Consider the following 5,389-nt stretch of genomic DNA (forward strand, 5'->3'; position numbering starts at 1 on the left):
GCCGGGGGCGTCTCCGGGGTGATGGTCTCCTCGTGGATCGTGTCCAGGGCAGGTGCGTAGCGGGTGGTGGTTCCGGGCGCGGGAGTCTCCGCCGGCGGCGTCTCCGGCACGGTCGTGTCCGAGGTGGTCGTCTCCGGCCTGGTCGTCTCCGGGGCGGGTGCGGAGGAGGCCCAGGTGGTGCCCTGCCGGTGTTCACCGGTGAAGTACGTGGCCGAGGTGCCCTCCACGTGCTCCGTGATCTCCTGCGTGGGAATGGAGACGCCGAACGGCACGACTCCGGACGCCCGCTGGGGGGTGGACGACTCGCCGTGGTGGAAGGCGAACTCCACCTCGACGTATCCGTTGAAGTGCTCCAGCGGAAGGGGGTACTTGGAACCGGCCGTGGTACGCCCGCCGACGGTGTCCTCCTGCGCCGAGCGGCTGCGGTAGGCGCCGCCGAAGGTCGCCGTGACCCCGAAGTCACCGGCCAGCTCGGTGCCCCTGGCCCCGACCTGCCCGGTTATCCCGACCTGCCGGGAGTCCACCTGACGGCGGCCGGCCTGGGTGGAGCTCTCGCTGACGAGTGTGGTCTCGGCCTTGGGCTCCGGCCGGTCGTGGGTGAGGCTGACCACCTTCGCCGTCGCCGTCACCCACGCCTTCTTGCCGTTCAGTACGAAAGGCTCGCTCCTCAGTTCCCCGCCGCGGGACAGCTGGGGCAGATTCGCCAGGAACTGCTCGCGGGTGAAGGTGTCCAGCACCTGGTCGCCCCTGGTGCGGTCGGTGAGGCCCCGGGAGTCCCAGGCGCCTCGGTAGGCGCGCCGGCCCTCGGCCTCCACCAGGCTCCGCAGGGAACGCACATCGGGCAGGTCACGGACGATGTGGTCCGCCGACAGGCCCCGGCCCCAGATCTCCTCGGGTGGCACCGCCAGCGTGCGGGGCGTCTCCCCGGTTCCCGTACGGGCCGGCGGAGCCCCCTCGGCACCCGGTGCCGCAGCCGGCGGGTCGGCCTTCACGGCGTCGGCGCTCTCGACCAGCGCCTGGAAGCCGACCGTGGCGTAGCCGTGGGAGCGCTGCCGCACCCCGAAGGCGAGCCTGGTCATCGGCCGGGGGGTGCCCTGGCCGGCGTCGGTCCGCTGCGCGGCACTCCTCCTGACGCGGTCGGCCTCCCGGTCGAGCGCGGTGTCGTACTCCTGCCTGAGCCGTGCCGCCGCCTCGGGGTCGGCCGGGTTCTCGGGCAGGGCGGCGATCTCCCGGCGGAGCTGGTCGATCCGGCGCTGCTCGGCGCGGGCCTGCGCCGGGACGCGGGTGTCGACGGTCCGTCCCAGCAGCTTCCAGGACCGCTTGAACTCGAAGTGCAGCCCGGCCACCCCGTCGAAGACACTGCCGGGGACCTTCGTCTTGGTACCCGCGCCGGTGCGGCCACCGGAGGCGCTCTCGGTGACGCGGTCGTGGGCGCTCTCATGCGTCACCGAGCCCCCCACGATCACTTCCGCGGGGGCTGCTCCGACGGGATCGATCGTCCCGACGGCCTGCACATTGGTCGTGTGTGCGCTGCCGTCGCGGCTTTCCGTCCGGCTCGTGGTGGAGGCGGCGGTCGATCCGCTGTTGAACTCGGTGGCCTTGGTGTTGGAGGTGTGGGTCAGTTGCTGGATGCTCGACGTGATCCGCACCGTGCCGTTCGGGAGTTTGATGTCCCAGGGCTGACCGGCCGTCATGCCCTTCAACCGCTGCTGGATCCGGTCGTCGGTGAGCTGCTCGCGCATGACGTCCTTGGCCGCCGCCCATGCCTTGGCCGAGCCCAGCGCCCGGATGCCGGACTCGTCCAGCTGGTCGAGGACGTGGTCGGCCGTGGACCGCTCAGGCGTCGGCCGGTCTGCCGGGGTGCCCTCGGCCGCGGGTGCCCGGCCCGTGCCGGCGGTGCCGGACCGCTGCTCGGTGGAGCCGACGTCCAGCACGATGTCGGAGGCGCCGAGGACCATGTCGCGGGCGATCCGCGGCGGCGGGAGGAACCGTTCGGCCGGCTCGGGCCTGCGCGAGGTCGTGGGGTCGACCGGCAGTTCCCTCACCGGGAAGCCGAACTCGGCTTCCGTGGTGGGGTGCAGGGTCACCTTGCGGTCGGGGACTCCCGGTACGGCGTGGCTGACCGTGACCTCCACGGTGTAGTCCAGGTCGCCCTTGAAGACGGCGGCCGGTTCCACCGTCTTGCCCTTGGAGACGGCCTGGGCCCTGAGCTCACTGCCCTCACCGGTCAGTGAGTCGCTGTGCCGCATGTGGTCGACGGCGATCGAGGTGTGCGGCGCCCGCACACCCAGCCTGCCCCAGAAGGACTTCCGTACGCTGACGTCCTTGGCGTGGCCCCTGCCGGTCGAGGACTCCGTGCCGGTCTCGAACTCGAAGTCGTCGACCGGCCGCGCGTACTCCGTCATCCTGGCCCGGGCTCCGACGATCCGGACGTCGGCGGTGTGGGCTCCGACGGTGACCGAGGTCCCCCAGGTACGCCCCGCCGTCAGAGCGGCCGACTGCGGTCGCAGCGCCACCTCGTCGAAGTACGGCTTCAGCTCGGCCTCGGCCCTTCCCCAGTCCTCCTTGAAGGTGCCGCCCAGCTCCTTCTCCAGGGCGTTCATCACGGCCTTCGGGTCCTTGAAGTGGAGGACCGCGTCCGAGGCTCCCAGCCGGCCCGAGGTGCGGACCCGGTCCGGAGGCTGGAACTCCAGCGGCCGCGGCTCCGTCTCGGTGGTGGCACGGTCGGCGTCGTCCCGGTCACGGGTGACCGCCGTGTCGTCGGCCGGCGGCGTGGTGGCGCGGCCGCCGGGCTCCGTGCCGTCCGTACGGCTGTCCCGCCGGGTACCGGACGGCTCGCCGGGGGCGTCGCCGTGCACTGTGCCGTTGGACGCCGGGTCGTTGGACGCCGGGTCACGGTGGGTCGTGTCACCGTGGGTCGTGTCACCGTGGGCTGGGTCGCCGGGGGTCGCGTCACCGGAGGTCGTGTGGCCGGGCGTCGTCGTGTCGCCGTGGCCCGCCGGAGCGGCCGGCGCGGGACGGTCGAACACCTGCCGGCCCGCCGTGTCCTCAGCGACCTGGTACCGCTCCGCGTGGGACTGCGGGATCGCCACCACGAACCGAACCTCGGTGTGGCCCGAGGGGCCGTCCTTGCCCAGCTCCCCGACCTGGAGGTCGACGCGTGCCCGCGCGATGTAGGCGACCATGGGCTCGGCGTACTTGGAACTGGACACGGTGTTGGCCGTGTCGGCGGCCCTGGCTCCGCTGCGGGTCCGGCCCGAGACGCCCCCGCCGATGCCGGGCACGGAGAGGGACGACGACTGCGAGAGCGCCAGGTCGGGCCCGCCCTGGGCGCGGGCCGAACCGCCGAGCGAGGAGCCCAGCCGGTCCTGGGAACCCTCCGTGATGTCGTTGAGGACATTGAGCTCGGCCTTGTCCAGCGGCCGCAGGAACTCCAGTCCCTCCAGCCGCGCCCTCCCCGTCGCCTGCGCGTCCGAGCGGAGGGGACGCGTCAGCGGCGGGCTCTGGGCCGGGACGTCGCGGCTCATGCCGGGCAGGGCGGCGGCGAGCTGCTGGTGGCTGATGATGCCCCGGCCGCTCGGGGCCACGTCGGCCCAGGAGTCGCCGAAGTGGCTGCGTCCCAACCGGTCGAGGAGGTCGGACGGCTTGACGGCGCCGCCCTGCCCCGCCGGGTGCTCCTCACCCAGCAGCACGTCGAGCACCACGGCCTGCTCGGGCAGTCCCTTGCTCCAGACGTCCTCCTTGGGCCGCCAGGACGTCTCCCCCGCGGAGATCTCCGGGGCCTCCATACGCCGGGGCCCGGGGGCGCGGTCGGAGGCGGAGAACGGGTGCGCGGTGTCGACGGGACGCGACTCGGCGGCCTCGCTGAGCACCTGGAAGCCGAGCCGGCCCTCGGCGGAGGCCGGCCGGGGTGCGGTCCCGGCGCCCTCCGGGCGGTGGGTGAAGGTCACCTTCGCCACACCGTCGAAGACGGCCGCGGGGACCTTCATCTTGACGGCGCTTCCCGTGCGGATCGCGATCTGCTGGACGGACGCGCCCTCACGGCCGTACTCCGCGTTCGTACCGCCGCCGATCTCCAGCGGGGCGGCACCGAAGTCGTAGGTCTGGGCGGTGAAGGGCGCCCGCGCGGTCCAGCCGACGCCGTCGGAGGAGGTGATGGTGCGGGTGACGTCCGCACCGGTGTTGAACTCCGTCTGCGCGGTGTTGCGTACGTGCGTCATGGACGCGACCTCGGCGGAGACCACGAGGGTGCCCCGGCCGTCACCGAGCGGGATCTCAAGGGGCTCACCGGCGGTCATCGGCTTCAGACCCGAGTGCAGGGTCGTCCGGTCGATCCGGTCGACGATCTGCTCGCGGACCCCGGACCAGTCGTCGCCGAACCGCCGGCGGCCGAAGGACTCCAGGGAGTTCCGGTCGGCGGGATCGCCCAGCAGGGCCGCCGCCCCGCCGCCGGTGCGGTTTCCCTGGGCGTCCACGGCGAAGACGTCCCGGACGACGTCGGTCCCGCCGAGCGACAGGGTCTGCTGCACCCGCAGCGGCGGCTGGTAGTGCTGCTCGATGGCGGGCGCGTGACCGGACTCCGCCGCGGGAGCGGCGACCGGGACGGTGAGGCTGACCTGGGGGCGCGAGTCCGTACCCGCCCCGGTCCCGCCGTCGGTGCGCGGTGCTGCGGCGAGCGGCGAACCCAGGGGGCTCCGGACACCGGACAGGTCGAAGTCGAGCCTGATCTCGGTGTTGATCCGCAGAGCGGGCTCCGAGGTCTTGCTGCGGGAGAAGACGCGGCTGCTGCTGGACACGGCCTCAGCGGTGGTCCGGTCGCGGGACGCGCCGAGCTGCCCGGTGAGGTTGGTCTCCGCCGAGCCCTTGCCCCTGAACTGGACGCCGCCGCCGAACCGCTTCTGCCCCTCGCGCAGGAAACCGCTGCGGGAGAAGGACTCACCGCCGTCCTCGAACTCCAGCTTCTCGATGGGCGCGGCGGTGTCCGCCTTCACGACCCGGGCCGTGACGGGGACATCGCCCTTGAACCCCGGGATGTCCAGCTTCACATGGTGGACGTCGCCACGGGTCATGCCCGAGAGCAGCGGCTGGAGGGTCTTCAGGCTGAGCTGCGGGGCGAGTTGGGAGCGGGCTGCGGCCAGCTGTTCCTCGTTGAGCGGCAGCCCGGTGAGCAGGCGGTCCGTGACCACGTTGTCGTCGGCCCGGATCGGCAGGATGTGGTCGCCGCCGCTGAGCTGCCCGGTCTGGGTCATCCGGCTCGGCGGCGGCGCCAGCCGGGGGGCGCCCCTGTCGTCGGCGGGCGCGGGCTCGGTCTCCTGCGGCGTCCGTGAGGGCGTCTCGGGGGCGGCGTCGTGGGCCGGTGCCGGGTGGGTGTCCCTGGGGGTTTCGGGAT

Annotated in this window: 1 pseudogene; it reads right to left on the minus strand. The window is 73.1% G+C overall.

Annotation, left to right across the window (positions count from 1 at the left end):
• Window positions 1-5,389, minus strand: a pseudogene (locus AOK09_RS36120) (hypothetical protein); the annotation flags it as partial.

Origin of the sequence: Peterkaempfera griseoplana (assembly GCF_001418575.1) — a bacterium.
GTDB classification, from domain to species: Bacteria; Actinomycetota; Actinomycetes; order Streptomycetales; family Streptomycetaceae; genus Peterkaempfera; species Peterkaempfera griseoplana.